The 5,599-nt window shown below is 56.8% G+C and carries 3 rRNA genes; all 3 read right to left on the bottom strand.

Features of this window, described 5'->3' with window-relative positions:
* Positions 1–4: 4 nt before the first annotated feature.
* A 5S ribosomal RNA gene (gene rrf, locus WBQ80_RS16965) occupies positions 5–121 on the bottom strand.
* Positions 122–312: 191 nt separating this feature from the next.
* Positions 313–3,411, bottom strand: a 23S ribosomal RNA gene (locus WBQ80_RS16960).
* A gap of 461 nt (positions 3,412–3,872) precedes the next feature.
* Positions 3,873–5,397, bottom strand: a 16S ribosomal RNA gene (locus tag WBQ80_RS16955).
* The 16S, 23S and 5S rRNA genes sit together here, the layout of an rRNA operon.
* Positions 5,398–5,599: the final 202 nt, after the last annotated feature.

The raw sequence follows: 5,599 nt of genomic DNA, 5'->3' as shown, positions 1-5,599 counted from the left end.
GAATGTCCGGCGGTGTCCTACTCTCCCACAGGGTCGCCCCTGCAGTACCATCGGCGCTGCGAGTCTTAGCTTCCGGGTTCGGAATGTGTCCGGGCGTTTCCCTCGCGCTATGGCCGCCGAAACTCTGGTACCAGCCGCACCCGTCGGGGGTGTGGTGGTGGTCTCGGTGGCACCCCTGGTGTCCGCGTGGTGCGGGTGGGGTGCGGGTATCACTGTGTGATTGTGTTTGGGTTTCCCGTCTGCTGGGAACCACAGAGTGGACGCGAGTCATCAGGCTCCACACCGCTGCCTACAACGATGGTGTGGATAGTGATTGTCAAGTTGTCGGCGTATTAGTACCAGTCAGCTGCACACCTTGCGGTGCTTCCACATCTGGCCTATCAACCCAGTCGTCTGGCTGGGAGCCTCTCCCCCGAAGGGATGGAAATCTCATCTTGAGGCCGGCTTCCCGCTTAGATGCTTTCAGCGGTTATCCATCCCGAACGTAGCTAACCAGCGGTGCTCCTGGCGGAACAACTGGCACACCAGAGGTTCGTCCAACCCGGTCCTCTCGTACTAGGGTCAGATCCTCTCAAATTTCCTGCGCGCGCAGAGGATAGGGACCGAACTGTCTCACGACGTTCTAAACCCAGCTCGCGTACCGCTTTAATGGGCGAACAGCCCAACCCTTGGGACCTACTCCAGCCCCAGGATGCGACGAGCCGACATCGAGGTGCCAAACCATGCCGTCGATATGGACTCTTGGGCAAGATCAGCCTGTTATCCCCGAGGTACCTTTTATCCGTTGAGCGACAGCGCTTCCACAAGCCACTGCCGGATCACTAGTCCCGACTTTCGTCCCTGCTCGACCTGTCAGTCTCGCAGTCAAGCTCCCTTGTGCACTTACACTCGCCACCTGATTGCCAACCAGGTTGAGGGAACCTTTGGGCGCCTCCGTTACTCTTTGGGAGGCAACCGCCCCAGTTAAACTACCCACCAGGCACTGTCCCTGAACCGGATCACGGTTCGAAGTTAGATATCCAGAGTGACCAGAGTGGTATTTCAACAATGACTCCACGAACACTGGCGTGCCCGCTTCACAGTCTCCCACCTATCCTACACAAGCCACACCGAACACCAATACCAAGCTGTAGTAAAGGTCACGGGGTCTTTCCGTCCTTCTGCGCGTAACGAGCATCTTTACTCGTAATGCAATTTCGCCGAGTTCGCGGTTGAGACAGCTGGGAAGTCGTTACGCCATTCGTGCAGGTCGGAACTTACCCGACAAGGAATTTCGCTACCTTAGGATGGTTATAGTTACCACCGCCGTTTACTGGGGCTTAAATTCTCAGCTTCGCTCCGAAGAGCTAACCGGTCCTCTTAACCTTCCAGCACCGGGCAGGCGTCAGTCCGTATACATCGTCTTGCGACTTGGCACGGACCTGTGTTTTTAGTAAACAGTCGCTTCCCACTGGTCTCTGCGGCCTTCAACGCTCCAGGAGCAAGTCCCTTCACGAATCCGGCCCCCCTTCTCCCGAAGTTACGGGGGCATTTTGCCGAGTTCCTTAACCACGATTCTCTCGATCTCCTCGGTATTCTCTACCTGACCACCTGAGTCGGTTTGGGGTACGGGCGGCTGGAACCTCGCGTCGATGCTTTTCTCGGCAGCATAGGATCACCCACTTTTCATCCGCGTCACGTCTCAGCCTTGATGAGCGACGGATTTGCCTATCGCTCGGCCTACACGCTTGCCCCGGGACAACCATCGCCCGGGCTGGGCTACCTTCCTGCGTCACACCTGTTATCACGCTCACTCCACCAGATGGGGTCGCATGCCGCCCCGCGACGTTCCCCGAAGGGTCGGTCGCGGCTTGGGATGCTTAGCACTCCTGGTTTCGTGTGGGCGGTTCTTCGCCGGTACGGGAATATCAACCCGTTGTCCATCGACTACGCCTGTCGGCCTCGCCTTAGGTCCCGACTTACCCAGGGCAGATTAGCTTGACCCTGGAACCCTTGGTCTTCCGGAGGACGGGTTTCTCACCCGTCTTTCGCTACTCATGCCTGCATTCTCACTCGTGTGCCGTCCACGGCTGGTTTCCACCGCCGCTTCACCCAGCACACGACGCTCTCCTACCCATCAACACGGCTGGACCACGAAGGCCTACCTAATATGTCAATGCCACAACTTCGGTGACGTGCTTGAGCCCCGTTACATTGTCGGCGCGGAATCACTTGACCAGTGAGCTATTACGCACTCTTTCAAGGGTGGCTGCTTCTAAGCCAACCTCCTGGTTGTCTGTGCAACTCCACATCCTTTCCCACTTAGCACGCGCTTAGGGACCTTAGTTGGTGGTCTGGGTTGTTTCCCTCTCGACGATGAAGCTTATCCCCCACCGTCTCACTGCTGCGCTCTCACTTACCGGCATTCGGAGTTTGGCTGACGTCAGTAACCTGTTGGGGCCCATCGGCCATCCAGTAGCTCTACCTCCGGCAAGAAACACGCAACGCTGCACCTAAATGCATTTCGGAGAGAACCAGCTATCACGAAGTTTGATTGGCCTTTCACCCCTATCCACAGCTCATCCCCTCAGTTTTCAACCTAAGTGGGTTCGGTCCTCCACGACGTCTTACCGTCGCTTCAACCTGGCCATGGATAGATCACTTCGCTTCGGGTCTAGGACCTGCGACTGAATCGCCCTATTCAGACTCGCTTTCGCTACGGCTGCCCCACACGGGTTAACCTCGCCACAGATCACTAACTCGCAGGCTCATTCTTCAAAAGGCACGCTGTCACCCCAACAAGGAGGCTCCAACGGTTTGTAAGCAAACGGTTTCAGGTACTATTTCACTCCCCTCCCGGGGTACTTTTCACCTTTCCCTCACGGTACTTGTCCGCTATCGGTCATCTGGGAGTATTTAGGCTTATCAGGTGGTCCTGACAGATTCACACGGGATTTCTCGGGCCCCGTGCTACTTGGGATCCCCCTCCGGCCGGCCAGGCATTTCGACTACGGGACTCACACCCACTCCGGTCCGGCTTTCAATCCGGTTCGTCTATACCTGACGCGTCACCGCGGCTGTCCGGCAGAACAGCCCGAGAGGTCCCACAACCCCGACCATGCAACCCCTGCCGGGTATCACACATGACCGGTTTAGCCTCTTCCGCTTTCGCTCGCCACTACTCACGGAATCACGGTTGTTTTCTCTTCCTGTGGGTACTGAGATGTTTCACTTCCCCACGTTCCCTCTACCCGCCCTATATATTCAGGCGGGAGTCACCAGGTCACCCTGAGGGCCTGGCGGGGTTTCCCCATTCGGAAATCCTCGGATCACAGCTCGTTTATCAGCTCCCCGAGGCTTATCGCAGATTACGACGTCCTTCTTCGGCTCCAGATGCCAAGGCATCCACCGTTTGCTCTTAGAAACTTGAAATCACATGAGTTATCGAATCGCACACCCGAACCCGAAGGCCCGGATGCGAAATTGACCAGTGAATACGCCGAACAGGCACCCGAAGGCACCCACCGGCGACTCACCTTGTGACCCAACGTCCGAAGACGTTGAATCTAAGATGCTCGCGTCCACTATGTAGTTCTCAACAGACGGTCAGAACCCCCACCCCCACCAGCAACAGCCGGCGTCGGCGAAGGCCTGAAGAGACCATCACCCCGCACCCGAAAGCGCGAGGATCGCCCGGTCCCTCAGGACCCAACAGCGTGCACGCACCAACCCCGCAGACCCCCACCGTTCCAACCACTCCGAAGAGCGGCGTACTAGGTCAAGACCCTTGCAGCCGATGCCTATGTCAATGTTCCACCCATGAGCTGCCAGCAGCGAACGAACGCCGCTGAACTGGCATGCCTGGAAGGCCGAAGCCTCCAGATGCTCCTTAGAAAGGAGGTGATCCAGCCGCACCTTCCGGTACGGCTACCTTGTTACGACTTAGTCCTAATCACCGATCCCACCTTCGACGGCTCCCTCCACAAGGGTTAGGCCACCGGCTTCGGGTGTTACCGACTTTCATGACTTGACGGGCGGTGTGTACAAGGCCCGGGAACGTATTCACCGCAGCGTTGCTGATCTGCGATTACTAGCGACTCCGACTTCATGAGGTCGAGTTGCAGACCTCAATCCGAACTGAGACCGGCTTTTTGGGATTCGCTCCGCCTTACGACATCGCAGCCCTTTGTACCGGCCATTGTAGCATGCGTGAAGCCCAAGACATAAGGGGCATGATGATTTGACGTCATCCCCACCTTCCTCCGAGTTGACCCCGGCAGTCTCACATGAGTCCCCACCATAACGTGCTGGCAACATGCGACGAGGGTTGCGCTCGTTGCGGGACTTAACCCAACATCTCACGACACGAGCTGACGACAACCATGCACCACCTGTATACGAGTGTCCAAAGAGTTGACCATTTCTGGCCCGTTCTCGTATATGTCAAGCCTTGGTAAGGTTCTTCGCGTTGCATCGAATTAATCCGCATGCTCCGCCGCTTGTGCGGGCCCCCGTCAATTCCTTTGAGTTTTAGCCTTGCGGCCGTACTCCCCAGGCGGGGCGCTTAATGCGTTAGCTACGACACGGAAACCGTGGAAAGGTCCCCACATCTAGCGCCCAACGTTTACGGCGTGGACTACCAGGGTATCTAATCCTGTTCGCTCCCCACGCTTTCGCTCCTCAGCGTCAGTAAGTGCCCAGAGACCTGCCTTCGCCATCGGTGTTCCTCCTGATATCTGCGCATTCCACCGCTACACCAGGAATTCCAGTCTCCCCTACACCACTCAAGTCTGCCCGTACCCACTGCAGGCTAGAGGTTGAGCCTCTAGTTTTCACAGCAGACGCGACAAACCGCCTACGAGCTCTTTACGCCCAATAATTCCGGACAACGCTCGGACCCTACGTATTACCGCGGCTGCTGGCACGTAGTTAGCCGGTCCTTTTTCTGCAGGTACCGTCAAGCCGAAGCCCTTCTTCCCTACTAAAAGCGGTTTACAACCCGAAGGCCGTCATCCCGCACGCGGCGTTGCTGCATCAGGCTTGCGCCCATTGTGCAATATTCCCCACTGCTGCCTCCCGTAGGAGTCTGGGCCGTGTCTCAGTCCCAGTGTGGCCGGTCACCCTCTCAGGCCGGCTACCCGTCGACGCCTTGGTGAGCCATTACCTCACCAACAAGCTGATAGGCCGCGAGTCCATCCCAGACCGAAAAACTTTCCACCAAACCTCATGCGAGGAAAGGTCCTATCCGGTATTAGCTCCGATTTCTCGGGGTTATCCCAGAGTCCAGGGCAGGTTACTCACGTGTTACTCACCCGTTCGCCACTAATCCACCCAGCAAGCTGGGCTTCATCGTTCGACTTGCATGTGTTAAGCACGCCGCCAGCGTTCGTCCTGAGCCAGGATCAAACTCTCCAAAAAAAATGGTTCCCAACACCCCCAAAAGAGAGCGCCGAGGAGTTCAAATCACTGACAGAGAAACAACTGACTCGAAAATCAAATTGTCCATCAATCAAAGGAATCCCATCCCCCACCGAAGCAGGAAAACGAGGTTCAAAAATTGGCATTGAACATAGTGCACGCTGTTGAGTTCTCAAGGAACGGACGCACCCGGGTCACGGCC

Origin of the sequence: Agromyces sp. CCNWLW213, from assembly GCF_037199545.1 — a bacterium.
In the GTDB taxonomy this organism is placed as follows: domain Bacteria; phylum Actinomycetota; class Actinomycetes; order Actinomycetales; family Microbacteriaceae; genus Agromyces.
The sequence above is the reverse complement of the archived record's forward strand: the minus strand, read 5'-3'. Positions and strand labels throughout refer to the sequence as shown.